This window comes from Nonomuraea sp. NPDC001831, assembly GCF_042892035.1.
GTDB lineage: Bacteria > Actinomycetota > Actinomycetes > Streptosporangiales > Streptosporangiaceae > Nonomuraea.
Window position 1 is genome coordinate 172562 of sequence record NZ_JBIATU010000006.1, and the last position, 25347, is coordinate 197908.

Here is a 25347-nt window from a genome sequence, read left to right on the forward strand (position 1 = left end):
GGGTGCTCATGCTTCTGGACACACCGTCCCTCTACTTCCGCGCCTTCTACGGCGTGCCCGAGTCGGTCAAGGCGCCCGACGGCTCCCCGGTCAACGCGGTGCGCGGGCTCATCGACATGATCGCCACGCTGGTCCGTCAGCATTCACCGGCGGCGCTGGCCGCCACCATGGACGCCGACTGGCGGCCCGCCTTCCGGGTGGCGGCGATCCCCACCTACAAGGCGCACCGGGTGGCCCACGGCGACGTCGAGGAGGTGCCCGAGGCGCTGGTGCCGCAGATCGCCGTGATCAACCAGGTCCTCGACGCCGTGGGCATCGCCCGTCCCGAGTCGCCCGGCTACGAGGCCGACGACGTGATCGGCACCCTCACCCACCAGGCGCGGGGCGCCGTCGAGATCGTCACCGGCGACCGCGACCTGTTCCAGCTCGTCGACGACTCCCGCCCGGTCCGCGTCCTGTACACCGCGCGCGGCATCCGCAACCTGCAGTTCGTCGACGAGGCGTTCGTCACCGCCAAGTACGGCGTCCCCGGCCGCGCCTACGCCGACTTCGCCACCCTGCGCGGCGACCCCAGCGACGGCCTGCCCGGCGTGCCCGGCGTCGGCGAGAAGACGGCGGCGGCCCTGATCACCCGGTTCGGCTCGCTCGCCGCGCTGCTGGAGGCGCTCGACTCCGGGGTCACCGAGGGTTTCCCGGCCGGCAGCCGCAACCGCCTGGCCGCGGCCCGCGACTACCTCGACGCCGCGCCCGCCGTGGTCCAGGTGGCCTCCGACGCGCCGCTGCCCGCCGCCGACCTGACGCTGCCGGACAAGCCGCGCGACCCGGAGGCCCTGGTGGCCCTGGCCGACCGCTACGGCCTCGACAGCCCGCTCAACCGCCTGCTGGAGGCGCTCAGGAGCTGAGGAACTCCCGCACGGCGTCCTGGGCCGCCTCGCGCAGGCGGCCGTGCACGGCCGCGTTCTCCTCGCGGTCGGTGCGCACCTCCACCACCCGCGGCCCCTCGCCGCGCATGGCCTTGGACAGCTCGCTGACGTCCCCGAGCAGCGTGTACGGCGTCCCGCTCGCGGCGGCGGCGTAGGCCAGGTCCACGCCGTGCGGCGTGCCGAAGACCCGCTCGAACGGGTCGCGCACCGCCGCCTGCGGCAGCAGCGAGAAGATGCCGCCGCCGTCGTTGTTGACGACCACCATGCACAGGTCCGGTCTGGGCTCGCGGGGGCCGAGGATCAGCCCGTTCTGGTCGTGCAGGAACGACAGGTCGCCGAGCAGCGCGTACGAGGGCCCGTTGTGCGCCAGCGCGGCGCCCATGGCGGTGGACACCAGCCCGTCGATGCCCGAGGCGCCCCGGCTGGCCATCAGCCTGATGCCGCGCCGCGGCCGCATGAACTGGTCGAGGTCCCTGATCGGCATCGAGGAGCCGCAGAACAGCAGCGCGCCGTTGGGCAGCGCGTCGGCCAGGTCGCGGGCCAGGCGCGGCTCGGAGGTGCCGGAGACGTCGAGGACCGCGTCGAGGGCCGACCGGACGGCCGTGTCGGCCTGCCGCCAGGCGTGCAGCCAGCTGTCGTCGCCGGAGGCCACCGGGATCTCCACGGCCTGCGCGACCTGGGTGGCCGACCGGGTGGGGTCGGGCCAGCGGTCGAGGTCGGGGGCGACCACGATGTGCTCGTCCGTGCGCTTCAGCCACGACAGCAGCGGCCGCGACAACCCCGGCCGGCCCAGCGTGACGACCACGTCGGGGCGGTGGGAGTCGGCGAACTCGGGCGTGCCGAGCAGGTAGTGGTAGCTGGAGATGGAGTGGTCGCCGTAGCGGGCGCCGCCGTTGGGCTCCGACAGCACCGGCCAGCCGGCCATGCCGGCGGCGGCCACGTAACGCCGGACGTTGGCCGCGCCGTCGCCGACGACGAGCACGCCGCGCCTGGTGGGCGGGATGTGCAGGGCGATGGGCGGGGGCGCGACGCGGGCCCGCACCCAGGGGCCGTTCGCGCCGCCGTCGAGCGGTTCGGACCAGCTCGTGTCGCCGTCGGGGATCAGCGGCTCCCGGAAGGCCAGGTTGAGGTGCACGGGGCCGGGGTTGGCCGCCCCGGCGGCCCGCTGGTAGGCGCGGCAGGCCAGCGAACGCCAGTAGGCGACCATGCCGGGACGGTCTTCCGGCACGCCGACCTCGGCGAACCAGCGGACAGCGGTGCCGTACAGCTTGACCTGGTCGATCGTCTGGTTGGCGCCGGTGCCGCGCAGCTCGGGCGGACGGTCGGCGGTCAGGACGAGCAGCGGCACGCCCGACTCGTCGGCCTCGATCACCGCCGGATGGAAGTTGGCCGCGGCCGTGCCGGAGGAGCAGATCAGCGCCACCGGCCGCTCGGAGCGCTTGGCCAGGCCGAGCGCCAGGAAGGAGGCCGAGCGCTCGTCGATGCGCACGTGCAGGCGCACCCGCGACTCGGCGTGCAGCGCCAGGGCGAGGGGGGCCGAGCGGGAGCCGGGGGCGAGCACCACGTCGGTCAGGCCACAGCGCACCAGCTCGTCGACGAGCACCGTGGCCAGCGCGGTTGCGGGGTTCAAAGTGACGCCTCCTGCATCCGGCCGAGCCACTGGGGAGATTCAATCTCAAATTCCGACAAATGCTGAAAATTCACCGAGGGGCGGCGCACCGGGAGCCATCCGTCCACGGGCACCAGCGAGTCCTCCACCACGTCGCCGGCCAGCAACGACATCGTGCCCAGCCCGCACGCGTACGGCAGCGACGGCAGCGCCGCCGCCAGCGCGACCCCCGCGGCCAGCCCCACGGACGTCTCCACGGCGCTGGAGACCACGGCGGGCAGCCCGCACGACTCCACCACCCGCAGCGCGGCGCGCACCCCGCCCAGCGGCTGCACCTTGACCACCGCGATGTCGGCCGCCTCGGCCGCCCTGACCCGCAGCGGGTCCTCGGCACGCCGGATCGACTCGTCGGCCGCGATCGGCACGTCGACCGCCCTGCGCACCGCCGCCAGCTCCTCCAGGGTCGCGCACGGCTGCTCGGCGTACTCCAGGCCGAACCGGTCGAGCCGCTTGAGCCGGGTGACGGCCTCGTCGACCTCCCAGGCGCCGTTGACGTCGACCCTCAGCCGCCCGGACGGCCCCAGGGCGTCACGCACCGCCTCCACCCGCGCCAGGTCGTCGGCGAACGTCTGGCCGCGCTCGGCCACCTTGACCTTCGCCGTGCCGCAGCCGGAACGCCGCACCAGCTCGTGGGCCTGCTCGGCGTCGACCGCCGGGACGGTGGCGTTGACCGGGACGCGGTCGCGCACCGGCTCGGGCCACCCGTCGAAGGCGGCCTCACGGGCGCACGCCAGCCAGCGGGCGCACTCGCGCGGACCGTACTCGGGGAACGGGGAGAACTCGCCCCAGCCCGCCGGGCCGTGCAGCAGCACGCCCTCCCTGACGGTCTGCCCGCGAAACCGCGTCCGCATCGGAATCCGGAAGACCACGGGAGAACGCGTCACGACCCTACCCTGCACCTGTGTCCGACCTGTCGCCATTAACCTTACGAGCATGTGGAGGAACCCGTCGCATCCGGACCGTCCGCTGCATGCCATTGTGCAGCCTCCCGGCCCCGGCCTTCTCACCGCGATCCGCGACGCCCTCTCCGGCGACGGGCCGGCCGTCCTGCCGCTCCAGCCCGGTCACGAGCACCAGGTCCTGCAGGCTCTGCGGCCCACGCACGCCGGCGGCGAGCCGCGGCCCGGCGGCGAGGGCGTCCCGGGCGACGTGGCGGTGGTCATCGCCACCAGCGGAAGCACCGGCGCGCCCAAGGGCGTGCAGTTGTCGGCCTCCGCCCTGCGCGCCTCGGCGTCGGCGTCGCTGAGCAGGATCGGGGCCGCCGAGGGCGACCGGTGGTTGTGCTGCCTGCCCGTCTCCCACGTCTCCGGCCTGCAGGTGCTGGTCCGGGCCCTGCTGTCGGGCAGCGAGCCGATCATCCACCCCTCCTTCGACGTGCGGGCCGTGCTGTCCTCGGGCGCCCACCACGTCTCCCTGGTGCCGACGCAGCTCCACCGGCTGGTCGAGACGGGCGCCGACCTGTCGGTGTTCCGCACGATCCTGCTCGGCGGCGCGGCGCCCAGGGCGGGGCTGGTCGAGCGGGCCGTGGAGCTCGGCGCCCGGGTGGTCACCACGTACGGGATGAGCGAGACGTGCGGCGGCTGCGTTTACGACGGCCGCCCCCTTTACGATGTAGATCTCAAAATCGGCGAGGACGGCCTGATCAGGATCGCCGGGCCCGTGCTCTTCTCCGGCTACCGCTTCGCCGGGCGCACCGGCTTCGACGGCGACTGGTTCGTCACCTCCGACCTCGGCGAGCTCAGCGGCGGCCGGCTGCGCGTGCTCGGCCGGGCCGACGACGTCGTCAACACCGGCGGCGAGAAGGTCGTGGCCGCCGTGGTGAGCGCGGTGCTCGGCACGCATCCCGAGGTCGCCGACGTCGCCGTGGCCGGCCTGCCCGACCCGGAGTGGGGCGAGGCGGTCACGGCGTTCGTGGTGCCGGCCGACCCCGCCGCGCCGCCCACGCTGGCCGAGCTGCGCGCCTACTGCCGCGACCGGCTGCCCGCCCACGCCGCGCCCCGCGACCTGCGTCTCCTCCCCCGTCTGCCGCTGCTGCCCAACGGCAAGACCGATCTCGTACGGCTGCGTACAGGAACCTGACGCGGCGCGGCTGCGTCATAACGGGGAGAAGGAAGGGAGCCTTCATGAACCAGACCCGCAAGATGTGGGCGTCCGCGGCGGTCGTCGGCGTGATCGTCGTCGGTGGCGCGTCGGTCGCGGCGGCCGCCTCGGCGGGCAAGCTCGACGCCGTCGCCAGGGAGACCCGGGCCGTGGTCGACCAGCAGGTCGATCAGCAGGTCGACCAGGCAGCCGACGAGGCGGCCGAGCAGACGTCGCCGACCGGCCGTCCGGCGCCTTCGCCCGGCGACCCCGAGGGCGTCGTGGTCTCCACGGAGGTCAATCCCGATCCGCGCGAGGTCATCGACTACTGGACCGACAAGCGCATGGAAGAGGCCGAGCCGATGCCCATGCCGGAGGGGACCGGAAGCTTCGAGGTGGCGGAGTAGTTCCCGCCTTCCGGGGGTGGCGCGCCCTGTGGGCGTTCCGCCCCTTTTTCAGCCCTCCGGGAACAAATAGCGGTGGATGGCGTTATTGATACTGGTGCGCCGAGCGGAGTGACCACCGCCCCACCACAACCTGCCTGATCGCTTCGACTCCGTACGGAGGAGGTGTCCTCATGCCCAGAACCGCCGTGGCGACCCCACCCGCGACTCTCGACCAGCTCATTGAACGAGGGCGAGCCCAGGGTCACCTTTCTCTGGCGGAGCTGCGCGACGCGTTCGCCGAGGCCGGCATCAGCCCCTCTGAAGGCCGCACGATCCTGCGCGAGCTCTCGGAGGCCGGTGTGAGCCTGGCTGCCGAGAACGAGCCGTCGCTGGCCAAGACCGCCGCCAGAAAGACCACCCAGAAGACCGCGAGCAAGAGCGCCCCCAAGCCGAGGAAGGCTTCCGGGGCAAAGGCTACCGGCCGCACGGCCGCCGAGGCAAAAAACCCGGTGGACGGCAAGCCGGAGCACGAGGAGGACGTGGCCCCCGACGACCTCGAGCTGACGGCCGAGGACGCCGAGATCGAGAACGAGGCCATGGACCTGGACGACAACCAGTCCGTGATGGGCGACTCGGTCCACACGTACCTGAAGTCGATCGGCCGCCGTACCCTGCTCACCGCCGCCCAGGAGGTCGAGCTGGCCCGCCGGATCGAGGCTGGCCTGTACGCCGAGTACAAGCTGGAGACCGACCCCGACGTGCCGCCGTCCGTGCGCGACGACCTGCACCTGGTCATCGAGGACGGCCGGCAGGCCAAGGACCACATGCTGGAGGCCAACCTGCGCCTGGTGGTCTCGGTGGCCAAGAAGTACACCGACCGCGGCATGTCCCTGCTGGACGTCGTCCAGGAGGGCAACCTGGGGCTGATCAGGGCCGTGGAGAAGTTCGACTACACCAAGGGCTTCAAGTTCTCCACCTACGCCATGTGGTGGATCCGGCAGGCCATCCAGCGCGGCTTCGCCGACTCCGCCCGGACGATCCGGCTGCCCGTGCACGTGCTGGAGATGCTCTCCAAGCTGTCGCGGATCGAGCGGGACATGCACCAGAGGCTGGGCCGCGAGCCCACGCCCGAGGAGCTGGCCGTCGAGCTCGACAAGACGCCGGACCAGATCGAGGAGCTGCTGCGCACCAGCCGCCAGCCGATCTCGCTGAACGCGACCATCGGCGAGGACGGCGAGACCACGATCGGCGACCTCATCGAGGACGTCGACTCGCCGGAGGCGTCGGAGATCGTCGACCGCCAGCTGCTGGGCGACCAGCTGCGCGGCGTGCTCGACAACCTCTCGCCGCGCGAGGCGAAGATCATGGCCCTGCGGTTCGGCCTGGTGGACGGCAAGCCGCACACGCTGGACGAGATCGGCAAGCACCTCGGCCTGACCCGCGAGCGCATCCGCCAGCTGGAGAAGGAGTCGCTGTCGAAGCTGCGCCACCCGAGCAACACCCGCCCGCTGCTCGACTGGGCCAGCTGACCCGCACCGCCCCGGCCGCCGCCGTCAGCCCCTGACGGCGACGGCCCAGCAACGCGGACCCCGGCCGTCAGGACCTGACGGTGACGGGCCCGGAACGCGAGCCCCGGCCGTCAGGACCTGACGGTGACGGGCCCGGAACGCACGAAGAGCCCCGGCGCGCGCTGCGCCGGGGCTTTCGGGTGCCTTCGGTCAGACGGTGGCGGGCACCGGCCGGGGCACGCGCGGGATGCCCCACATGCGGTTCTCCTCGCGCAGCGTGCGCAGCCGGTCGACCTCGGCCGTCCACATGGCCCCGCGGGGGGTGGCCCTGGCCTTGCGGCGCGCGATGCGGTCGTCGTACGAGCGCACGCCGAACGTGGCCCGCTGCCCGGCCTCGGCGGCCCGCAGCGCCTCGGTCAGCGCGACGTCGAACGCCCGGCCCGCGGCCAGCAGCTCGATCTCGTCGGCCGCGGCCGCACGCAGGTCGCGCACGATCTGCTCGGCCTGCCTGGCCTTGTCAAGCAGCTGCGGGAAGCCCTTGGAGATCTCCTGGTCCGCGTGGTAGCGAACCTCGGCCTCCCGGCTCACCCGCGGACGGAAAAACGCCATCGACCCTGCCCTTCACGCAGTCTTTGCTGTTCAACCCACAAGGGTACGCCGTCCGACACCGCCTCCGAACACCGGGCGACGGACGGGGCCGCCCAGTAAGATGATCACCATGCCCGCAAAGAGACCTCCCGTGCCACTCTCCCGCGAGCGCATCATCGAGGCCGCACTCCACATCGCCGACAGCCAGGGGCTGCGCCGGCTCACCATGCGCCGGCTGGGCGACGCCCTGGAGGTGGAGGCCATGGCCATCTACCACCACCTGCCCCGCGGCAAGGAGGCGCTGATGGACGCGCTGGCCGAGCACGTCACGACCGTGCACGTGGAGCAGGCGGCCACCTGGCAGGAGACGGCCAGGGCGTGGTGCCGGGCGGGCCGGGAGCTGCTGCGCGAGCATCCGGGCGTGCTCGCCCTGGCGCTGACCAAGCCGCCCAAGGGCGCCACCACGGTGGCCATCAGGGAGCAGACCGAGCAACTGGCCGACGGCGGCCTGAGCGACGCCCCGGAGGCCGTGCGCGCGCTGCGGGCGTTCGTCTTCGGCAGCGTGGCGGTCGAAGTCCAGCAATCCGGATGGGCTGACCCAGAAGTCGATGAATGGGTCAGGAGGGACGAAAGAGCGGATGTCGACTTCGAAAGAGGGCTCGACGCTTTGCTCAAGGGGTTGCAAACGTAGTGCGCGTGTCGCGCTTGGCCCGTTATCCTGCATAAGGCACGCTGTGTCGAAGGTCACACGACCGGGGGATCCTCCTGTAACAGTCCGAACGGGCTATGTCGGACCGTGTGACACACGTCGCACACTTGCCAGAACAACAAACCCGAGCGGCTCCCGTCCCTCTCCCGGGAGCACCCACGAGATATCGGAGGCACGCCGATGTGCCCGCACGACCCGGCCTGTCCGTCTGCCGAGGCGCCGGACCGCGAGGCAGCACGCACCCTCGCATGCCACCCCGAGCAGGGGTGGAGCCTTCTCTGCAACGGCGTCGTCCTGTTCGAGGACACCGGGGAGCTGCTGCCCAGCGGCACCGTCATCGCGCCGCACCGGCCCGACCCCCTGGTGGGCGCCGCCTGACGGCGGCGTAGCCGCCGATCCACCGGGCCACGACCTCGCCCACCCGGGCGGGGTCCCGCTTCAGGTCGTGGCCCTCGCCCGGCAGCACCACCAGCCGGGTGCAGTCCGCGGGATCCGGCACTCCGAACGGATCCCGGTCCCCGTTGACCACCAGCACGTCGACCCCGGCCCCGCGCAGCTCCTCGGCCCTGGAACGCTCCGGCTTGCCGGGCGGGTGCAGCGGGAAGGCCAGCGCCACCACCGCCGCCGCGCCCACCGCCGAGGCCGTACGGCAGGCCACCCGGGCGCCGTTGCTCCGGCCGCCCTGCACCAGCGGCAGCCCCGGCCACCCGGCGCGCAACTCGCCCAGCACCGCTTCCCAGGCCTCGTCCTGCCGGGCGGCCGAGCCCGGCGCCCGCGCCCCCGCGACCCGGAACGCCTGCGACACCCTGGCCACGGTCGCGCCCACCCCGAGCGCGGCGTCGCGGACGGCCAGCAGGTCGGGCGCGTCCACTCCCCCGGCCGAGCCGTGGGTCAGCACCAGCAGCAGCCGGGCCTCGGCCGCCTCGTCGACCTGCACCAGCGCCGGCCCCCGCGGAGTCATGATCTCCATGGCAGCACCGTACCTGGGGAGGATCCGCCGTTGGCTCCCAGGTCTGATGACGGCGCGCCGGACAACCGGGATGATGGCTTTCATGTCAGAGATGCGCCCGATCCGGGACGACCTGCAGGCCACCCTCGACGCCCGCCGCGACCTCGGCCCCGACTACGAGGCCGCGCTCGTCGAGTCCTTCGTCGAACGGCTCGACGCCACCATCGCCGCCCGCGTCCAGGCCGAGCTGAGCGGCCAGGGCCTCGCCCCGGTCAAGGCCAAGGCGAAGCAGCGGCAGAACAACGGCGCCGCCATCATCCCCGTCGCGCTGGGCTCGATGGGCCTCGGCATCCCGCTGACCGCCATCGCGGCGGGCAACTCGGGGCTGGTCGGCCTGACGATCACGTGGCTGGCGATCGTCGCTATCAACGTGGCCGCCGCCGTGGCCATCATGCGCCGCGGCTGAGCCTTCCCCTCACGGCACTCAGGTGTCGCGGTGGAAACGCAACCGGACCTCGGCGGCCATGGTCCGGTCCTCGTGTTCGAGGCCGTAGGTCCACACCTGGCCGGCGTCCTCGGTGCGCCCGCGCAGCGGCAGCGTGCGCGCCAGCAGCTCGATGGCCAGCGCGCCCGTCTGGGGGTCGGCCCCGCTCTCGACGGCCTCGGCGAACTCGGCGCAGGCCAGTTCCAGGTGCGCGATGCCGAGCAGCACCCGCAGCCCCGGCAGCTCCCGCGCCGGGGCGAACTCCAGCGCGTCCAGCAGCAGCCCGGCGGCCTCCCCCGGGTCGCCGTACTCCAGCAGCGTCTCGGCGAGCTGCCGGGCCGCGTGCGCGGCGGCCTCGGCGTCGCCTGAGTCGAGGCTCGCGTCGAGGGCGGAGCGCAGCTCCTTGCCGGCCTCCTGGGGGCTGCCGGCCAGCCGGGCCAGCGCGAGGTGCGCCAGCGGGACGTAGGCCGGCGTGCCGACGCCGAGCACCGCCTGCCAGGCGGCCCTGGCCTGGTCGTCGCGGCCCTCGCGCTCGAACCCCTGGGCCAGGTGGCAGGCGGCCTGGGCGGCGTACTCGGGATGGCCGGTGGCCAGCGCGGTGCGGGCCGCGGCGCGGGCGGCCTCGGTGTCGCCGCGCTCGTCGAGCACCACGGCCAGCCCCACGGCCGCCTGGGCCCGGTCGGGGCTGTCGGGGTCGGCGACCAGCTCGGTCAGGATCGCCGCCGCACCCTCCAGGTCGCCCCCCTCGGCCAGGCGGCGGGCGGTGTCGAGGGGCGGGGTCTGCAGCTCTGAGAACGTCAAGAGAGCTCCTTCCGGCGACGGATCGCACCGAGCCTAACGGCTCGTCGCGATCATGTCTGCTCACTTGACGGTGCCGGACTGGGCCGGGTCCGGCGCGGGCCCCCGGGCGGGGACCCGCGCGGGCGGATCAGTCCTCGTACGCCTCCAGCGGCGGGCAGGAGCACACCAGGTTGCGGTCGCCGTACGCCTGGTCGATGCGGCGGACGGGCACCCAGTACTTGCCCTCGCGCAGCGAGGCCAGCGGGTAGGCCGCCTCGGTCCGCGAGTACGGGTGGGCCCACTCGTCGGCGGTGACCGACTCGGCCGTGTGCGGCGCGTTGCGCAGCGGGTTGTCGGTCTTGTCGTAGTCGCCGGAGGCCACCTTGGCGATCTCACCGCGAATGGCGATCATGGCGTCCACGAACCGGTCGAGCTCGTCCAGGTCCTCGCTCTCGGTCGGCTCGATCATCAGCGTCCCGGCCACCGGGAAGGACATGGTCGGCGCGTGGAAGCCGTAGTCGATCAGGCGCTTGGCCACGTCGTCGACGGTGACGCCGGTCTCCTTGGTGATCTGGCGCAGGTCCACGATGCACTCGTGGGCCACCAGGCCGCCGCGGCCGGTGTAGAGCACCGGGTAGTGCGGGGCCAGCCGCCGGGCCAGGTAGTTGGCCGACAGGATGGCCTGCTCGGTGGCCGCGGTGAGGCCCTCGGAGCCCATCATCCGCACGTACGCCCACGAGATCGGCAGGATGCCCGCCGAGCCGTACGGGGCCGCCGAGACCGGGCCGACCGGGCTGCCGTCGCGCAGCGGGTGGCCGGGCAGGTAGGCCGCCAGGTGGCCGCGGACCGCGACCGGGCCGACGCCGGGGCCGCCGCCGCCGTGCGGGATGCAGAACGTCTTGTGCAGGTTGAGGTGGGACACGTCGGCGCCGAACTCGCCCGGCTTGGCCAGGCCCACCAGGGCGTTGAGGTTGGCGCCGTCGACGTAGACCTGGCCGCCGGCCTCGTGCACCTTGGCGCACACCTCGGTGATCGACTCCTCGTACACGCCGTGCGTGGACGGGTACGTCACCATGATCGCGGCGAGCCTGTCGCGGTGCTTGGCGATCTTGGCGTCGAGGTCGGCCAGGTCGATGTTCCCGTCGCTGTCGCAGGCCACGACCACGACCCGCATGCCCGCCATGACGGCGCTGGCCGCGTTCGTGCCGTGGGCCGAGGACGGGATCAGGCACACGTCCCGCCCGGTGTCGCCGTTGGCCTGGTGGTAGGCGCGGATGGCCAGCAGGCCGGCGAACTCGCCCTGGGAGCCGGCGTTCGGCTGGATGGAGACGGCGTCGTAGCCGGTCACCTCGGCCAGCCAACCCTCCAGGGTGCCGATGAGCTCCCGGTAGCCCTCGGTCTGGGCCTCCGGCGCGTACGGGTGCACGCCGGCGAACTCCGGCCAGGTGATCGGCTCCATCTCGGTGGTCGCGTTCAGCTTCATCGTGCACGAGCCGAGCGGGATCATCGAACGGTCGAGCGCGATGTCCTTGTCCTGGAGCCTGCGCAGGTAGCGCAGCATCGCGGTCTCGGAGCGGTGGCTGTGGAAGACCGGGTGGGTCAGGTAGTCCGACTCGCGCAGCAGCCCGTCCGGCAGCGCGTCGGCCTCCAGCGCCACCTCCTCGCGCTCGACGCCGAAGGCGGCCCACACCTTGACCAGCTCGGCCGCGCCGGTCTTCTCGTCGCAGGCGATCGAGACGTGGTCGTCGTCGGCCTGCCACAGGTTGACGCCCCGCTCGGCGGCGGCGGCCACCACCTCGGCGGCCCTGCCGGGCACGCGGACGAGCACGGTGTCGAAGAACTCGCCGTGCACGACCTCCAGGCCGGCCTCGCGCAGCCCGCCGGCCAGCGCGACGGCGTGCCGGTGCACGCGGTGCGCGATCCGGCGCAGGCCCTCGGGGCCGTGGTAGACGGCGTACATGCCGGCGATCACGGCCAGCAGGACCTGGGCGGTGCAGATGTTGCTGGTGGCCTTCTCGCGGCGGATGTGCTGCTCGCGGGTCTGCAGGGCCAGCCGGTAGGCGGGGTCGCCGTCGACGTCGACCGACACGCCGACCAGGCGGCCGGGCATCTGCCGCTGCAGGCCCTCGCGTACGGACATGTAGGCCGCGTGCGGCCCGCCGAACCCGAAGGAGACGCCGAAGCGCTGGGAGGAGCCGACGGCGATGTCGGCGCCCAGCTCGCCGGGGGCGGCCACGAGCGTGAGGGCCAGCAGGTCGGCGGCGGCCACGACGAGCGCGCCCGCCTCGTGCGCCCTGGCGGCCACGTCGCGGAAGTCGCGCAGGCGGCCCGAGGCGCCCGGGTACTGGACGAGCACGCCGAAGCACTCGGGCAGCTCGCCGTCGAGGTCGTGCTCGACCAGCGTGATGCCGAGCGGCTCGGCGCGGGTGGCCAGCACGGCCTTGGTCTGGGGCAGCGTGTCGGCGTCGACGACGAACACGTCGCTCTTGGACTTGCCGGCCCGGCGGGCCAGCGTCATGGCCTCGGCCGCGGCGGTGGCCTCGTCCAGCAGGGAGGCGCCGGCGACGTCGAGGCCGGTCAGGTCGGAGACGACCGTCTGGAAGTTCAGCAGCGCCTCCAGGCGCCCCTGCGAGATCTCCGGCTGGTACGGCGTGTAGGCGGTGTACCAGCCCGGGTTCTCCAGCAGGTTGCGCCGGATGACGGCGGGCGTGACGGTGTCGTAGTAGCCCAGGCCGATCATGGAGGTCAGCACCCGGTTGCGGGAGGCCAGCGCGCGCAGCTCGGCGATGGCCTCGGTCTCGCTCGCGGCGGCCGGCAGCTTGAGCCGGTCCTTGACCCTGATGGCCTCGGGCACGGCCACGGCCACCAGATCGCCGACGGACTCGAAGCCCACGGCCTCGAGCATGCGCTGCTGCTCGGACTCCGATGGGCCGATGTGCCTGGACGAGAACGGCGGAGCGGACAGGTCGGTCATGGAGGTTGCCTCCCGAGGCTTGGAGACCGGCGCCAGGGCGCGGGCGAGTGCCGGATCTCCCCCTCTGTCATCGCGACGTCATCGCGACCTGAGAGCTTCACCCCACCGTGGGGCTTGCACCGTCGGTGAGGTGCGCCTGGCGGGCGCACCTGCTTTCCAGAGTTGCCTCACCCGAGCGGTACGGGATGCCTGAGAGATTCCGGGGAGGGTTGCTCCTTCGGCGCCCCAGGACCGAAGCCCAGGGACTCTCCCGCACGGGGTCATCAGCCTTACTCTGTCCTAGATTACTACGGTGTGTTCAGCGGTTCAGCTCACCCCGTGCGGCGTGCGCGACGCCGCTTGGCGAGCTCGTCAGCGGGATGGTCGGCCGGGACGGTGTCCTCGACCGCCGCCCGTTCCCCCGGCAGCTCCGCGAGGGAGCCCTCGACCTCTCGCCAGACCCGGCCGAGCGCGATGCCGAACACGCCCTGGCCGCCCTGGAGGAGATCGATCACCTCGTCGGCCGAGGTGCACTCGTAGACGCTGACACCGTCGCTCATGAGCGTGATCTGCGCGAGGTCGGCGACCCCGCGGTCACGCAGATGCTGCACGGCGGTGCGGATCTGCTGCAACGACACCCCGGTGTCGAGCAGCCGCTTGACGACCTTGAGCACCAGGATGTCGCGGAAGCTGTAGAGCCGCTGCGAGCCCGAGCCGTGCGCGGCTCTTATCGTGGGCTCGACCAGGCCCGTGCGCGCCCAGTAGTCGAGCTGCCTGTAGGTGATGCCGGCCGCCGAGCAGGCTGTGGGCCCGCGGTATCCGATGTCGTCGGGCACGGTCGCAGGCTGCTCGTCGAAGAGCAGGCCCTGCTCTCCGGCACGCTGCCGCGCGCTCTCGCGCCGCACCGGATCTTCCTGGCCGGCCGTCTTTCCCTCGCCGCTGCTGACCGCCACGCGGACCTCCGGCTTTCTCTCATCCCATGGCCTGATCTGGGGGTTCGTAAAGGGCGACCACGGGTTTCACTTGCACCGTAGGACCGTGACCATGCTCAGTCAACGATCCGGCTCGGCGCGTCGTGAAGCGTAAATGCACTGAAATACCTACCCCGCCCTGCCGAAGTCCTCGGGAGTGATCGTGTCAAGGAACTCCCTGAACTTCTCCACCTCGTCCTCCTGGTCGTCAGGGATGATCACACCGGCCTCCTGGACGACCTCTTCGCTGGCGAAGATGCGCGCGCCGGTGCGCAGCGCCAGGGCGATCGAGTCGGAGGGCCGGGCGCTGACCTCCACGCCGTTGGAGAACACCAGGTCGGCGAAGAAGATGCCGTCACGCAGGGCCACGATGTTGACCGCGCGCAGCCCGACGCCGAGCGCGCTCAGCACGTCCCTGAACAGGTCGTGCGTGAGCGGCCGGGGCGGCGGCTCCTCGGCCTGCGCCAGGGCGATCGCGGTCGCCTCGGTCATGCCGATCCAGATCGGAAGGAACCGTTCCCCGTGTGCCTCCTTGAGCAAGACGATCGGCTGATTTGTGGGCATCTCAACTCGAACGCCCACGACCTCCATCTGCAACACGGGCTGCTCCGTATTCGACCGGCCGGTCGCCCGGCACAGCTGTTGACTGGGTCGTTTCTGCTACACGCTTGTGTATTTCAACGTAACACCCGGCAGGCCTGGAATGTGCCCCGGCCTTCCAGCTCCGTGCCCTCAACGGCCCAGGACAGACCTGACGCCGAGGCGCACCAGGGAGGCGTGCAGGTCGAGCAGGAGGGTGGACAACTCCCTGGCGGCCTCGTCGGCCTCGCCGATGGCGCCGGGCGCGCGCCGCTTGAGTATGGGCGCGACGGTCTGCTCGACCAGCCCGCACTCCCGCTCGGCGGCGGCCTTGACCGCGCGCAGGTGGCGGGCGTGCAGGCCGAAACGGGCCAGGGCGCCGACGGTGCGCGCGATCTTCAGCGCCTCCTCGTCGTAGCGCCTGGCCACGGGGGCGAGCAGGCCGTAGTCCTCCAGCTCGGCGAGGGTCTCCTCGTCGATGCCGGCCGCCTCCAGCAGCTGGGCCCGGTCGTAGCGGATCTCCTGGGTCTGCTGCACCGCGCGCGGACGGCCGAAGCTCTCGGCCATCCTGTCCTTGATCACCCGCAGCGGCAGGTAGTGGTCGCGCTGCTCGGTCAGGATGAACCGCAACTGCTCGACGTGGAGATGGGTGAACTTGCGGTAGCCCGAGGGGCTGCGCTCGGGCTCGATCAGCCCCTCACCCTCCAAGAAGCGGATCTTGGACACGGTGACGTCGGGGAACTCGCCCTGCAGCAGGGCGAGCACCTCCCCGATGCTCATGTGCGAGCGTGCCGCCTGTGAGCTCATGCGCCGGCGTTGACCCTCATCAGGAAGACGAGGCGGAACTTGCCGATCTGCACCTCGTCTCCGGAGTGCAGGGGGACCTCCTCGATGCGCTCCCGGTTGACGTAGGTGCCGTTGAGGCTGCCCACGTCGCGTACGGAGAACTGGCCGCCGCGGTGGCGGTAGAACTCGACGTGGCGGCGCGAGACGGTGATGTCGTCGAGGAAGATGTCGCTCTCCGGGTGGCGCCCGGTCGTGGTGAGGTCCTTGTCCAGCCGGAACCGGCTGCCCTGGTTGGGCCCTCTGGTCACCGTGAGCAACGCCGTGCCGGGCGGGAGCTGTTCGACCAGCGCCCGTTCGGCCAGGAGCATGTCGCCTGTCTCAGCCTCGTACGCCTCGATTCCCGCGACCGAGATCGTCGACGTGGTGTCCCCGGAGACCTCGGGTCTGGTCAGCGGTGACCCACAGCGGGAACAGAAACGGGCATCCTCGGGGTTGGCGTGCCCGCACTGCGTGCAGTAGACGCTCGGCATCGATCGGCTCGGCCTCCTACCGCGAAGACGCGGCGACGGTGCTGGGGACGCGCCTGCCTTCGCTCTTCAAGTTTGCGAATGCCGCAACTTACGCTGATCAGCGGCAAAGGTCAAGGCGGGGCGCTGGACTGCGGTTCGGACGCTGACAAAGTTACCGCCGCCCCCACCCCGTGGTCCATGCCGCCGCGCGTTTCTACATTACGATCTTGCGGCACTCCGCGCGCACATCTCGGGCGAAGGCTTTTCCGCTACTCTACGTGATCAGACGGCCGCCTGCTCGACCACGCGGGCCCACCGTTCGAGCAACGCCTGCGCGCCGTCCATGTCGGGGGCCTCGGCCCACAGGTCGGTGACCGGCTCGGCGGCGGCGGGCAGGATCAGCACCCACGACCCGTCGTCGCGGGCGACGCGCACGCCGTCGGTGGTGTCCACGCGCCAGCCGTCGGGCTCGGCCTCGGCGGCCTCGATGACCGAGCGCATCACCGCGCCCTTGGCCGCCCACTGGGTCGGGACGCTCCGCCGCAGCAGCTTGACCTCGGGGATCCTGGCGTCGATCTGGCTGAGCGACAGCCGGGTGCGGGCCACCAGCCCCAGCAGGCGCATGAACGCCGCCAGGCCGTCGATGGCCGGGCTGAACTCCGGGACGACGAACCCGCCGCGCCCGTCGGCCGCGAAGATCATGTCGGGGCCCTGGGCGGCGGAGGTCAGGGCGTCGAGCGCGGTCGAGGTCCACTGCACCTGCACGCCGTGGAAGCGGCAGACCTGCTCGGCGACCCGGGTGGTGGTGACCGGCAGCGCCACCCGGCCGCCCCGGCGCTCGGCCGCCACCAGGTCCAGCACGACCAGCAGGGCGCGTTCCTCGCTGATGAGCTGGCCGGTCTCGTCCACCAGCGCGATGCGTTCGCCGACCGGGTCGAAGCGCACGCCGAACGCCGCCCGCGAGGAGCTGACCAGCTCCGACAGGCGTTGCAGGTCGCGGCGGCGCTCGGCCAGCGTCTCGGTGGGCGAGACGTCGTCCAGCCGGGCGTTGACGGTGAGCACCTCGACGCCGGCGCGGCTGAGCAGCGTGGGCATCACCAGGGAGGAGGTGCCGCCGGCGCAGTCGACCACGACCTTCATGTCCTTGACGCCGGTGACGCCGATGGCCCGCATCAGCTCGTGCGTGTAGCCCTCGACGGCCCTGGCCGGGTAGTGCAGCTCGGCGATCTCGCCGGGGAAGGCCCGCCGGTACTCCTGGCGGGAGAAGACGCGCTCCAGCTTGCGCTGGGCGGCCGGGGGCAGGTCGGCGCCGCGGTCGTCCATGATGACGATGTCGACGCTCTGCGGGTCGCCGGGCGTGGTGCGCAGGGCGATGCCGCCGGCGGCCGACTCGCGCGCGGTGTGGAAGCGGGCCACCGGCAGCGGCGCGGCCTCCAGGTCCAGGACGTTGATCGCGGCGGCGGTCAGGGCGCCGATGACGGCCCGCTTGAGCGCCCTGGCGGCCAGCGAGCAGTCGCGGGAGGTGACGACGTAGGCGCCCTTGCGCAGGGTGGTGGCGTACGCGCCGGCCAGCCGGACGCACAGCTCGGCGGTGATCTCGACGTTGACCAGGCCGCTGACCCCGCGCGGGCCGAACAGGTTGCGCTGGCCGCGCGACTCCCAGATGACGCTGGTGTTGACGACCGCGCCGGCCTCGATGGTCTTGAACGGGTAGACCTTGACGCCGCTGGAGACGTACGCCTCGGCCTCGATGACGCACTCGTCGCCGATGACGGCGTTCTCCTCGACGCGGGCGCCGCCCATCACGTCGGTGCTCTTGCCGATGACGCAGCCGCGCAGGTGGGCGCCGGGACCGAGGTAGACGTTGTCGTGGACGACCGCGCGGTGCAGGAAGGCGCCCTCGCGCACGACCGCGTTGTTGCCGAGCACGGTGTACTCGCGCAGCTCGGCGCCCGCCTCCACCTTGGCGTAGTCGCCGATCAGCAGCGGTCCCTTCAGGACGGCGTCGGGGTCGACCGTGGCCGAGTCGGCCACCCAGACGCCCGGGGAGAGCTCGAAGCCGCCGATGTCGAGGCGGACCCGGCCGGACAGCGCGTCGGCCTGGGCCTTGAGGTAGCTGGCGTGGGTGCCGACGTCCTCCCAGTAGCCGTCGGCGACATAGCCGTAGATGGGGGCGCCGCGTTCCAGGAGGGCGGGGAAGACGTCCGAGGACCAGTCGACCGGTTCGCCGTCGGCGACGGCGTCGAGGATCTCGGGCTCCATGACGTAGATGCCGGTGTTGACGGTGTCGGAGAAGACCTGGCCCCAGGTGGGCTTCTCCAGGAAGCGCTGCACGCGTCCGCTCTCGTCGACGATGATGATCCCGAATTCGAGCGGGTTGGGAACGCGTTTCAGACCGATGGTGACAAGAGCCGAATTTTCGCGATGAAAACGGATCATGTCGGATAAGTCGATATCTGTGAGGGCGTCGCCGGAGATGACCAGGAAGCGGTCATCGCGCAGGCGGGCGGCGGCGTTCTTGACGCTGCCCGCGGTGCCGAGCGGCAGGTCCTCGGTGGCGTACTGGAGGTTCATGCCCAGCTCGTCGCCGTCGCCGAAGTAGTTGCGCACGAGGGCGGCCAGGAACTGCAGGGTGACGACCGTCTCGGTGATGCCGTGCCGTTTGAGCAGGCGCAGGACGTGTTCCATGATCGGGCGGTTGGCCACCGGGAGCAGAGGTTTGGGCTGGTTGGCGGTCATCGGACGCAGCCGAGTCCCCTCCCCGCCCGCCATGACGACCGCCTTCACCCGATCACTCCTTCGTGGTCGCGGTTACGAGTTGGCGCACCTGCACCACATACAGGATCCCTGCCCACCAATACAGGCCCGTGCCCCAGAGCGCGAAGGCCCACCCGGCAATTCGCGCTATATCGGCATACCACCCGGTGTGGGAGGCGAGGAAGAGCAGCGGGAAGGCGTACATGAGGTTGAACATGGCGGCCTTGCCCAGGAAATGCACCTGAAGTGCCTTATATCCGTGTTTGCGAAGTACGGGGAACGAACAGGCGACGAAGAGCTCCCGCGCCACGATGACGGCCACCAGCCACCACGGGATGACCTCGCGCAGCAGCAACGCCAGGATCGTGGCGAAGACGTACAGCTTGTCGGCGGCCGGGTCGATCACCCGGCCGAGCTTGCTGGTCTGGTTGAACGCGCGAGCGATCTTGCCGTCGAGCCAGTCGGTGAACCCGGCCACGATGAGGATGGCGATGGCCCACCCGTCCGCCCTGGGCCCCAGAACCAACCAGAGGAACACGGGCACGCCGAGCAGGCGCAGGAAGCTCAGCAGGTTGGGAACCGTCCAGATCCGGTCCTCGGCGGAAGTTTCGCTCACGCAGAGACCCTACTGCGTGGAACTCCGGCACAGACGCCCCACCAGGGACCATTCCCCGCCCGCCCGCCCCCGCCCGGACGCGGGGGCCGACGGGGGTCGGTGGCGTTTCGCGGCATGTGGGGGCGGGAAAAGGCTGGATGATCGATCCCCCCGCGTCGCCGGCCTGCCTTGGGGGGATCGGATGTGGCCCTGGGAGTCCGGCGTGCTGCGGGACGCGCCGGAGATCGCCTTGTTCCTCTGCCTGGCCCTCGGGTTCGCCCTGGGCAGGCTCAGGTTCCGCGGCGTGGCCCTCGGCGGCGCGGCCGGGACGCTGGCCGCCGCCCTCGCCGTCGGGCTGCTGACCGGCGGCGTCGAGGTCCACCAGCAGGTGCGCGTGATCGCCTTCTCGATCTTCGCCTTCACCCTCGGCTACACCCTCGGGCCCGCCTTCTTCGCGGCGTTCTCCGGACGCAACCTGCGGTACCTGTGGTTCACGGTCGTCGAGGTCGTCGGGGCACTGGCGGTCGCGGCGCTCGCGGCGGACGCGCTCGGGCTCGACCCGGGCACCACGGCCGGGCTGGTCGCCGGGGCGGCGGCCGGCCCGGTGGCGTTGGGCACGGCGGCCGACGCCCTGCAGGCCGCCGGGGTCGCGCAGCAGGCGCTCGGGCCCGCGTACGTCCTGTCCTACCTCCTCGCCCTGGTCACCATCGCGCTGCTGACCGTCAGGGCCGCGCCCGCGGCGCTCCGGTTCGACCCCCGGGAGGAGGCCGCGGCGCTGTGGCGGCGGCTGGACGGCGCGGAGGAGACGCCGCCGCCGGCGGTGCTGGGCCGGGCCCACCAGGTCACCACCGGCGAGGGCCGGACGGTCGGGCAGGCGGAGATCGCGATGGGCACCCGGGTCTCGGTGGAGCGGCTGCGCAGGAACGGCCGCCCGATCCCGTTCGGCCCCGACACGCTGCTGCGGCGGGACGACGAGGTGGTGGTCGTCGGGGTGCGGCAGGACGTCGTCAACGCCGGCGCGGTGGTCGGGCCCGAGGTGCCGGGCGGGCGGGAGCTCGACCTGGACCTGGAGGTGGCCGACGTCATGCTCGGCGGCAGGCCGCCGGCGACCGTGCGCGAGCTGCGCGCCGGGCTGTCCGGCCAGGGGGTGCAGGACCTGCACGTGTGCGAGGTGACGCGGGTGGGGTGCCGGTTGCCGGTCCGGCCCGGCACGCAGTTGTGCGCCGGTGACGTGGTGCGGGTGACCGGGCTGAAGCGGGACGTGGACCGGGCGGCGTCCTGGCTCGGGGCGCGGGCTGACGCCGGGCGGCGGGCCGACGTCGTCTACCTGGCCGCCGGGCTCGTGGCGGGGCTGGTGGCGGGCCTGGCGGGCGGCCTGACGGCGTCGCTCGGCTGCCTGGCGGCCGGGCTGGTGTTCGGCCGGGCACGGGCGGGACGGGCCGGCTTCGGGCAGTACGACGCGGGCGCCGCGCGGGTGGTGGGCGAGGTGGCGCTCGGCGTGTTCGTGGCGGCGCTCGGGCTGTCGGCGGGGCCGGCGGCGGTGGAGCTGGTGGCGCGGCACGCCTGGCAGGTGGCCCTGGGCGCGGTCGCCACGGCCGCCGTGCCGGTGGTGATCTCGCTGGCCATGGGGGCCAAGCTGATGATGGTCCCGCCGCCGCTGGTGCTGGGCGCGGTGACCGGGCAGCACGGCCTGACGACCGTCCTGGGCGGGGTGCGCGCGGTGTCGGGGAACGGGACGCCGCTGCTGGCGTACACGGTGGTGCACGCCTTGTCGGGAGCCGTCCTGGCCCTGCTCGGGCCCGCCGCGGTGGCCCTGACCCGCTGGCTGGGCACCTGAGCGCACCACCAGGCCCGTCCGGGCGGTCGGGCCAGGCGGGTCGGGACGGGCGGTCAGGTCGGGGGCAGGCCGGGCGGTCGGGCCGGGCGGTCGGGCCAGGCGGTCAGGTGCGCAGGAAGGCGTGGGTGTGGCCGACCGGCTCGAAGCCGAGGCGGGCGTAGAACTCGCGCGGCCAGTCGGCGGCGTCGGCGACCAGGAACGTCAGCTCGGCGCCGGCCGTGGCGGCCGTCAGCGCGGTCAGCAGGGCGCGGGCGAAGCCCTGGCCGCGATGGCGCTCCAGGGTGTAGACGTTCTCGATCTGGGCGACGCCCTCGTGCACGTAGAGGTCGGCGTGGGCGGCGATCTCCCCGCCGGGGGCGCGTACGGCGTGGAACTCGACCAGGTCAGCGGCGGACGCGCGGGCCGCGGCGCGGGCGGCGAGCCCGTCGACCACGCTCTGCGGCGCCTGCGGCAGCGACGCGCGCCACTCCTCGCGCAGCACGGGCAGCAGCTCCTCCAGCGTGAGCCGGTCGGTGGCGGCGGCGGCAGCGGCGGATGCGGAGGGGCTTGCGCCGCGGTAGGCCATGACGACGTTCGCCTCGTGGCTGTATCCGGCGGCGGCGAAGGCGGGCCGGAACTCCTGGCCCAGCCGGTCGTCGTCGACGCACACCAGCCGGTGGCCGAGCCCGGCGAGCCGCTCCTCGGCGGCCGCGAGCACCGGCCCCGGCGCGCCGCTCCAGACCACGAGCTTGTTGTCGTCGTGCGACATCGGGTAGCGCGCGTCGAGCACCGCGAACCCGCCGGGGACCGGCGCCACGACGGGCGCCTTGCGGCGGGCGAAGCCGTGCAGGAAGGAAAGGGCCCGCGCCAGCTCGTCAGCCACCGCGCGCGGCCCGCAGGAAGGCCCTGATCAGGGCGGAGTCCTTGACGCCCGGCGCGGTCTCGACGCCGCTGGACACGTCGACCCCCCACGGGCCGGCGGCCTCGACGGCCTCGGCGACGTTGGCCGGGTCGAGCCCGCCGGCCAGCATCCACCGGCCGGACGGGCGGCCGCGCACCGCCGCCCAGTCCCAGGGCTCCCCCGAGCCGGGGCGCGGGGCGTCGACGATGAGCAGGTCTTCGTCGTAGGCGCCGCACCGCAGGTCGGCGGCGGCGTCGACGGCCCGCACGAGCGGCCGGCCGAGGTCTTTCAGCGCGGTGAAGTCGGCGTGGGGGTGGTGGCCGTGGAGCTGCACGGCGCGCACGCCCGAGGCCAGCGCGGCGGCCCGGACCTCCTCGGGGGTCTCGCCCCGGAAGACGCCCACGGTGAGCACGTGGGCCGGGATCGGGGCGGCCAGCTCGGCCGCCCGCTCCGGCGTGACCCTGCGCGGGCTCCGGGTGAGCACGAACCCGATGGCGTCGGCGCCCGCCTCGACGGCGGCCTCGACGTGCTCGGGCTCGCTCAACCCGCAGATCTTCACATACACACCTCAGACCTTAGCGGCGCCGCGCCGCCGACGGCGACCACGACCAGATCAGCAGCGCGCCGATGAGGCCGAACAGCAGCACCCCGTTGGGCACGTGGGCGCCCAGCCAGAGCCAGGTGACGTGCTGGAGCCCGCCGACGACGAACAGCGCGACGCTGGCCCACACCGGCCAGCCGGCGCCGCGGCCGGGCCGCCAGACCAGGATCGCCAGCAGGATCTGCACGAGCGCCACCAGGTGGACGACCATGCCCGCCATGACGTGCGTCTCGGCCACCGGCCCGCCGCCCGCCGACACGGCCTGCCCGGCGAACGAGGCGGCCACGAGCAGCGCGGCGGCCTGGGCGATGATGGCGACGCGCAGGCTGTAGAGCAGGCCGGCCGACACCTGCCGGGTCGTGCCGGGACGCGGCATGACCTGTGTCTCCCCCATGATGTGGATCCTTTCTGCGAACGAAGGACCCATATCGTGTCGAGGGCGGCCGCATACGGTCGTCAGCCTGCGGGATGACCCCCCGGTCCCCCACGTGGCGGACGGACCGGCCGGAAGGCGGCGTCCACGAGACCGGTGCGGTGGGCGACCACGGCGGCCTGGATGCGGTTGCGCAGGCCGAGCTTGTCCATGGCGGCGGCGATGTGCGTCTTGACGGTGGTGACGCCGACGTGCAGCTCCTCGGCGATCTCGGCGTTGGACAGGCCGGTGCCGACCAGGGCGAGCACCTCCAGCTCCCGCTCGGTCAGCCCGGACGGCGGCGGCGCGGCGGCCTGCTCCTCGGCGGCCAGGAACCGTTCCACGACCCGGCGCAGCACCGAGGGGGCCAGCAGCTGCTCCCCCGCGGCGGCCCTGCGCACGGCGTCGACCATGCGTTCCGGCTCGTCGTCCTTGACCAGGAAGCCGACGGCGCCGGCGCGCAGGGCGGCGTGCACGTCGGCGTCCTCGGCGAAGGTGGTGAGCACGACCACGCGGGCCGCCGGGCGGGCCGCCAGCACCCGCCTGGTCGCCTCCAGGCCGTCGACGCGGGGCATGCGCAGGTCCATGAGGATGACGTCGGGCACGTGGCGTTCGGCCAGGCGGACGGCCTCGGCGCCGTCCTCGGCCTCGCCCACGACCTCCATGTCCCCCGCGGCCTGCAGCAGCATGCGCACGCCCGCGCGGACCAGCGCCTGGTCGTCGGCGACCAGCACGCGGATCACGCGGCGTTCCTGGCGGGCAGGCTGGCCAGCAGCAGCCAGCCGCCGTCGCCGTCGGGGCCGGCGCTGAGGGTGCCGCCGAGGGCGCGCACCCGCTCGCGCATGCCGGCCAGGCCGCGGCCGGAGGAGGGCAGCCGCTCGATGGCGGTGGGCGGGCGGCCGTTGCGGATCTCGATGGACAACCCTTCCTGCGCGGGGGCGACGGTGACGCGGACCCGGGTGCCGGGCCCGGCGTGTTTCAGCACGTTGGTGAGACCTTCCTGGACGATGCGCGCGGCGGAGGCGCGGGCGATGAGCGGGGCGCGGTCGCTGGCCGGGTCGAGGTCGAGATCGACGACGAGGCCGGCGGCGGCCATGCGTTCGGCGGACTCGCGGACCACGTCGGCGGGGTTGGCCAGCAGGTCGGGGCCGCGGTCGGGGTCGCGCAGCAGGTCGAGCAGGTCACGCAGGTCCTGCAGCACCTGGTGGCCGGTCTCGCGGATGTCGGACAGCGCGTCGGCGACCGGCCCGTCGGGCGCGGTGTAGCGGGCGGCGCTGGCGCGCAGCACCATGGCGCCGACGTGGTGGGCCACGATGTCGTGCACGTCGCGGGCGATGCGTTCGCGTTCGGCGAGCTGGTCGGCGCGCACCTGGGCGACCGCCAGCCGGGCCGACTCCTCGGCGCGCAGGCGTTCGGCGGCGGCCGCGGCCTGCCGCATGCCGAGGTAGCGGCCGATCGCGATGGGCGTGGCGACCAGCGTCATCAGCACGCCGACGCGGAGCGGGGTGACCTCGGTGCCCTCGCCGACGACGGCGATGGCGGCCAGCAGGCAGCCGGTGAGGTACGCGGCCCCCGTCCAGCCCCAGGAGGCCACGCGCATGGAGAACACGCCGATCGCGATGAGCGTGAGGATCAGGCAGGTGTTGACGGCGTCGTTGAGGTAGGTGTCGGCGGCGATCAGCAGCACGGCCTGCAGCAGCAGGACCAGGCCGGGCAGGCGCCGGGCGACGCCGAGCGACAGCCCGCCGACCACGGCCAGCAGGCCGATCACCCACACGGGCAGGGCGCCGCTGTGCCAGGAGGTCCAGGTGCTGAGCACGGTGATGGCCACGCCGCCGGCGGCCAGCAGCGCGTCGGGCGTGACGTCGCGTTCCTCCAGCCGCTCGGCCGAGCCGCGCAGGTAGGCGCCGAGCACGGTGGGGAAGACGGGCAGCAGCACCGAGTACATCCAGGTGTTGCCGGTCATCGCGATGCCGGGGTCGGCGATGTTGACCGCCGTGGCCAGGACGGTGGCGCCCACGCCGGCCAGGGCGGGCCGCCACGGGACGCGGAAGCCGACCACGCCGAGCGCGACGCAGATGAGGATCTGCGCGGTGTTGGAGGTGTAGGAGCCGAGCTGGTCGCTGAGCACGAGGAAGGCGGCCAGGTAGAGGGTGACGGCCAGCGGCCGCCGCCGTACGAACCCCATGGGCAGGCCCACCAGGAAAGCCATGGGGATGTTCATCGCCGCCGGCAGGTACGCGGTGTCGCCCGCGTGGGCCGTCGTCAACAGGTCCAGCCCCACGCCAGATGCCGCGAGCAGGACATCGAGCGGCACACCACGCCAACGCATGGCCTCACGCTATCCACCCTCGCCCGATAGCTGATCCTCCGTGCGGAGGACCCCGTCTCC

General features: G+C 72.9%; 25 protein-coding genes and 1 riboswitch. Of the genes, 8 read left to right on the forward strand and 17 right to left on the reverse strand.

Annotation, left to right across the window (positions count from 1 at the left end):
• Positions 1 to 8 precede the first annotated feature (8 nt).
• Positions 9 to 902, forward strand: coding sequence for a 5'-3' exonuclease H3TH domain-containing protein (locus ACFYYW_RS21430; protein ID WP_352326809.1), 894 nt, complete (start codon positions 9 to 11; stop codon positions 900 to 902).
• Here ACFYYW_RS21430 and menD read toward each other — a convergent pair.
• Both menD and ACFYYW_RS21440 read right to left on the reverse strand, forming a co-directional pair.
• Entirely contained in the window at positions 892 to 2553 is a 1662-nt protein-coding gene (gene menD / locus ACFYYW_RS21435) for a 2-succinyl-5-enolpyruvyl-6-hydroxy-3-cyclohexene-1-carboxylic-acid synthase (protein WP_352326798.1), read from the reverse strand. The two genes, ACFYYW_RS21430 and menD, sit on opposite strands and share 11 nt — an antisense overlap.
• Positions 2550 to 3443, reverse strand: coding sequence for an o-succinylbenzoate synthase (locus ACFYYW_RS21440; protein WP_387651262.1), 894 nt, complete (start codon positions 3441 to 3443; stop codon positions 2550 to 2552). The genes menD and ACFYYW_RS21440 overlap by 4 nt, the downstream gene beginning before the upstream one ends.
• Positions 3444 to 3525: 82 nt before the next feature.
• Here ACFYYW_RS21440 and ACFYYW_RS21445 point away from each other — a divergent pair, with 82 nt between their 5' ends.
• From ACFYYW_RS21445 to ACFYYW_RS21455, 3 genes are all read left to right on the forward strand, one after another.
• The gene (locus ACFYYW_RS21445) at positions 3526 to 4671 is read left to right on the forward strand and encodes an AMP-binding protein (protein ID WP_352326796.1); all 1146 of its coding nucleotides are present in this window, start codon (positions 3526 to 3528) and stop codon (positions 4669 to 4671) included.
• Positions 4672 to 4715: 44 nt separating this feature from the next.
• Positions 4716 to 5078, forward strand: coding sequence for a hypothetical protein (locus tag ACFYYW_RS21450; protein WP_387650822.1), 363 nt, complete (start codon positions 4716 to 4718; stop codon positions 5076 to 5078).
• Between the two features lie 170 nt (positions 5079 to 5248).
• The gene (locus ACFYYW_RS21455; RefSeq protein ID WP_352331384.1) at positions 5249 to 6586 is read left to right on the forward strand and encodes an RNA polymerase sigma factor; all 1338 of its coding nucleotides are present in this window, start codon (positions 5249 to 5251) and stop codon (positions 6584 to 6586) included.
• 189 nt (positions 6587 to 6775) lie between these two features.
• On the opposite strand, the gene ACFYYW_RS21460 is transcribed toward ACFYYW_RS21455, so the two are convergent.
• Positions 6776 to 7174, reverse strand: a complete 399-nt coding sequence (locus tag ACFYYW_RS21460) for a hypothetical protein (protein WP_352331214.1) — start codon at positions 7172 to 7174, stop codon at positions 6776 to 6778.
• Positions 7175 to 7304: 130 nt separating this feature from the next.
• Between ACFYYW_RS21460 and ACFYYW_RS21465 the strand changes: the two genes are divergently transcribed.
• Together ACFYYW_RS21465 and ACFYYW_RS21470 are read left to right on the forward strand one after the other, a co-directional pair.
• Positions 7305 to 7844 (forward strand): TetR/AcrR family transcriptional regulator C-terminal domain-containing protein, encoded by a 540-nt coding sequence (locus ACFYYW_RS21465; protein WP_387650823.1) that lies wholly within the window; start codon positions 7305 to 7307, stop codon positions 7842 to 7844.
• A gap of 198 nt (positions 7845 to 8042) precedes the next feature.
• The gene (locus ACFYYW_RS21470) at positions 8043 to 8240 is read left to right on the forward strand and encodes a DUF5999 family protein (RefSeq protein WP_125637444.1); all 198 of its coding nucleotides are present in this window, start codon (positions 8043 to 8045) and stop codon (positions 8238 to 8240) included.
• Here the strand turns inward: ACFYYW_RS21470 and ACFYYW_RS21475 are convergent.
• Positions 8197 to 8832, reverse strand: a complete 636-nt coding sequence (locus tag ACFYYW_RS21475) for an alpha/beta family hydrolase (protein WP_387650824.1) — start codon at positions 8830 to 8832, stop codon at positions 8197 to 8199. The two genes, ACFYYW_RS21470 and ACFYYW_RS21475, sit on opposite strands and share 44 nt — an antisense overlap.
• Before the next feature lie 82 nt (positions 8833 to 8914).
• On the opposite strand from ACFYYW_RS21475, the gene ACFYYW_RS21480 reads away from it, so the two are divergent.
• Complete coding sequence (locus ACFYYW_RS21480; protein ID WP_352325608.1) at positions 8915 to 9277, forward strand: hypothetical protein; 363 nt, start codon at positions 8915 to 8917, stop codon at positions 9275 to 9277.
• 18 nt (positions 9278 to 9295) lie between these two features.
• Here ACFYYW_RS21480 and ACFYYW_RS21485 read toward each other — a convergent pair whose 3' ends face one another.
• The 8 genes from ACFYYW_RS21485 to ACFYYW_RS21520 form a co-directional block, all read right to left on the reverse strand.
• Positions 9296 to 10096, reverse strand: coding sequence for a hypothetical protein (locus ACFYYW_RS21485; RefSeq protein WP_352325609.1), 801 nt, complete (start codon positions 10094 to 10096; stop codon positions 9296 to 9298).
• A gap of 127 nt (positions 10097 to 10223) precedes the next feature.
• Positions 10224 to 13049: an aminomethyl-transferring glycine dehydrogenase gene (gene gcvP, locus ACFYYW_RS21490; protein ID WP_387650825.1), complete on the reverse strand. Its 2826-nt coding sequence runs from the start codon at positions 13047 to 13049 to the stop codon at positions 10224 to 10226.
• A 166-nt stretch (positions 13050 to 13215) separates the two neighbouring features.
• Positions 13216 to 13312: riboswitch (glycine riboswitch) on the reverse strand.
• 48 nt (positions 13313 to 13360) lie between these two features.
• Positions 13361 to 13981, reverse strand: a complete 621-nt coding sequence (locus ACFYYW_RS21495; protein ID WP_352325612.1) for a MerR family transcriptional regulator — start codon at positions 13979 to 13981, stop codon at positions 13361 to 13363.
• Positions 13982 to 14128: 147 nt separating this feature from the next.
• The gene (locus ACFYYW_RS21500; RefSeq protein ID WP_090771501.1) at positions 14129 to 14599 is read right to left on the reverse strand and encodes a bifunctional nuclease family protein; all 471 of its coding nucleotides are present in this window, start codon (positions 14597 to 14599) and stop codon (positions 14129 to 14131) included.
• 132 nt (positions 14600 to 14731) lie between these two features.
• Complete coding sequence (locus ACFYYW_RS21505) at positions 14732 to 15358, reverse strand: MerR family transcriptional regulator (RefSeq protein WP_387650826.1); 627 nt, start codon at positions 15356 to 15358, stop codon at positions 14732 to 14734.
• Positions 15359 to 15381: 23 nt separating this feature from the next.
• Entirely contained in the window at positions 15382 to 15894 is a 513-nt protein-coding gene (locus ACFYYW_RS21510) for an FHA domain-containing protein (RefSeq protein WP_352325615.1), read from the reverse strand.
• A 261-nt stretch (positions 15895 to 16155) separates the two neighbouring features.
• A complete protein-coding gene (locus ACFYYW_RS21515; protein ID WP_352325616.1) occupies positions 16156 to 18660 on the reverse strand; it encodes a mannose-1-phosphate guanyltransferase in 2505 nt (834 codons plus the stop codon).
• 4 nt (positions 18661 to 18664) lie between these two features.
• The gene (locus ACFYYW_RS21520; RefSeq protein ID WP_352325617.1) at positions 18665 to 19246 is read right to left on the reverse strand and encodes a CDP-alcohol phosphatidyltransferase family protein; all 582 of its coding nucleotides are present in this window, start codon (positions 19244 to 19246) and stop codon (positions 18665 to 18667) included.
• A 181-nt stretch (positions 19247 to 19427) separates the two neighbouring features.
• Here ACFYYW_RS21520 and ACFYYW_RS21525 point away from each other — a divergent pair, with 181 nt between their 5' ends.
• Positions 19428 to 21062, forward strand: a complete 1635-nt coding sequence (locus tag ACFYYW_RS21525; protein ID WP_387650827.1) for a hypothetical protein — start codon at positions 19428 to 19430, stop codon at positions 21060 to 21062.
• Positions 21063 to 21165: 103 nt separating this feature from the next.
• Here ACFYYW_RS21525 and ACFYYW_RS21530 read toward each other — a convergent pair whose 3' ends face one another.
• The 5 genes from ACFYYW_RS21530 to ACFYYW_RS21550 form a co-directional block, all read right to left on the reverse strand.
• Positions 21166 to 21924 carry a GNAT family N-acetyltransferase gene (locus tag ACFYYW_RS21530; RefSeq protein WP_387650829.1) on the reverse strand — a complete coding sequence of 253 codons (759 nt, stop codon included), beginning with the start codon at positions 21922 to 21924 and terminating at the stop codon, positions 21166 to 21168.
• A complete protein-coding gene (locus tag ACFYYW_RS21535) occupies positions 21917 to 22507 on the reverse strand; it encodes a phosphoribosylanthranilate isomerase (protein WP_352325620.1) in 591 nt (196 codons plus the stop codon). Before ACFYYW_RS21535 ends, ACFYYW_RS21530 begins: the two co-directional genes overlap by 8 nt.
• A 10-nt stretch (positions 22508 to 22517) precedes the next feature.
• The gene (locus ACFYYW_RS21540) at positions 22518 to 22937 is read right to left on the reverse strand and encodes a hypothetical protein (protein WP_387650831.1); all 420 of its coding nucleotides are present in this window, start codon (positions 22935 to 22937) and stop codon (positions 22518 to 22520) included.
• A 62-nt stretch (positions 22938 to 22999) separates the two neighbouring features.
• Positions 23000 to 23698 (reverse strand): response regulator transcription factor, encoded by a 699-nt coding sequence (locus ACFYYW_RS21545; RefSeq protein WP_352325623.1) that lies wholly within the window; start codon positions 23696 to 23698, stop codon positions 23000 to 23002.
• Complete coding sequence (locus tag ACFYYW_RS21550) at positions 23695 to 25287, reverse strand: sensor histidine kinase (protein ID WP_387650833.1); 1593 nt, start codon at positions 25285 to 25287, stop codon at positions 23695 to 23697. Before ACFYYW_RS21550 ends, ACFYYW_RS21545 begins: the two co-directional genes overlap by 4 nt.
• Positions 25288 to 25347 lie beyond the last annotated feature (60 nt).

Excerpts from the sequence above, each read along its gene's own strand:
- ACFYYW_RS21475 (WP_387650824.1), bottom strand. The coding sequence starts at position 8,832 with ATGGAGATCATGACTCCGCGGGGGCCGGCGCTGGTGCAGGTCGACGAG.
- ACFYYW_RS21505 (WP_387650826.1), bottom strand. The coding sequence starts at position 15,358 with ATGAGCATCGGGGAGGTGCTCGCCCTGCTGCAGGGCGAGTTCCCCGAC.
- ACFYYW_RS21450 (WP_387650822.1), top strand. The coding sequence starts at position 4,716 with ATGAACCAGACCCGCAAGATGTGGGCGTCCGCGGCGGTCGTCGGCGTG.
- ACFYYW_RS21510 (WP_352325615.1), bottom strand. The coding sequence starts at position 15,894 with ATGCCGAGCGTCTACTGCACGCAGTGCGGGCACGCCAACCCCGAGGAT.
- ACFYYW_RS21525 (WP_387650827.1), top strand. The coding sequence starts at position 19,428 with ATGTGGCCCTGGGAGTCCGGCGTGCTGCGGGACGCGCCGGAGATCGCC.
- ACFYYW_RS21540 (WP_387650831.1), bottom strand. The coding sequence starts at position 22,937 with ATGGGGGAGACACAGGTCATGCCGCGTCCCGGCACGACCCGGCAGGTG.
- ACFYYW_RS21550 (WP_387650833.1), bottom strand. The coding sequence starts at position 25,287 with ATGCGTTGGCGTGGTGTGCCGCTCGATGTCCTGCTCGCGGCATCTGGC.
- ACFYYW_RS21470 (WP_125637444.1), top strand. The coding sequence starts at position 8,043 with ATGTGCCCGCACGACCCGGCCTGTCCGTCTGCCGAGGCGCCGGACCGC.
- gcvP (WP_387650825.1), bottom strand. The coding sequence starts at position 13,049 with ATGACCGACCTGTCCGCTCCGCCGTTCTCGTCCAGGCACATCGGCCCA.
- ACFYYW_RS21440 (WP_387651262.1), bottom strand. The coding sequence starts at position 3,443 with ATGCGGACGCGGTTTCGCGGGCAGACCGTCAGGGAGGGCGTGCTGCTG.
- ACFYYW_RS21480 (WP_352325608.1), top strand. The coding sequence starts at position 8,915 with ATGTCAGAGATGCGCCCGATCCGGGACGACCTGCAGGCCACCCTCGAC.
- ACFYYW_RS21460 (WP_352331214.1), bottom strand. The coding sequence starts at position 7,174 with ATGGCGTTTTTCCGTCCGCGGGTGAGCCGGGAGGCCGAGGTTCGCTAC.
- ACFYYW_RS21430 (WP_352326809.1), top strand. The coding sequence starts at position 9 with ATGCTTCTGGACACACCGTCCCTCTACTTCCGCGCCTTCTACGGCGTG.
- ACFYYW_RS21445 (WP_352326796.1), top strand. The coding sequence starts at position 3,526 with ATGTGGAGGAACCCGTCGCATCCGGACCGTCCGCTGCATGCCATTGTG.
- ACFYYW_RS21455 (WP_352331384.1), top strand. The coding sequence starts at position 5,249 with ATGCCCAGAACCGCCGTGGCGACCCCACCCGCGACTCTCGACCAGCTC.